We start from the raw sequence: 518 nt of genomic DNA on the forward strand, positions 1-518 counted from the left end.
CCTTTATTGCCCCGGTCGATGGCAAGGCGCATGTCTCGGGCGACCATTCGGTGCCCTTGCTCGACAAGACCATCCCGGAACTGTTTTCCGACACGGTCAGCAAATACGGCACGCTCGACGCCGCCGTCTTCGTCGGCCAGGACAAGCGCTTCACCTGGAGCGAGCTGTCGGACACGGTCGATGCCCTGGCTGCCGGCTTCCTGGCGCTTGGCCTTGAAAAGGGCGACCGCGTCGGCATCTGGTCGCCCAATCGCTGGGAATGGCTGGTGACGCAATTCGCCACCGCGCGCATCGGCCTGATCCTGGTCAACATCAATCCGGCCTACCGGCTGACCGAGCTTGAATATGCGCTGAACAAGGTCGGCTGCAAGGCGCTGGTCACGGCCGCCAGTTTCAAGACGTCGGACTATCTCGGCATGATCGAGACGCTCGCGCCCGAGATCGCCAAGGCCGAACCCGGCAAGCTCAAGGCGAAAAAGCTGCCGGCGCTGAAGATCGTCATCCGCATGGGCGAGGAC

The 518-nt window shown here is 63.1% G+C and carries 1 protein-coding gene; it reads left to right on the top strand.

From position 1 onward, the window contains the following. Positions 1–518 (top strand): AMP-binding protein (locus tag EOA29_RS39575; RefSeq protein ID WP_145970164.1); only part of this gene is annotated, 518 nt, incomplete at both ends.

It is taken from the genome of Mesorhizobium sp. M1E.F.Ca.ET.063.01.1.1, from assembly GCF_003998155.1.
Lineage (GTDB): Bacteria > Pseudomonadota > Alphaproteobacteria > Rhizobiales > Rhizobiaceae > Mesorhizobium.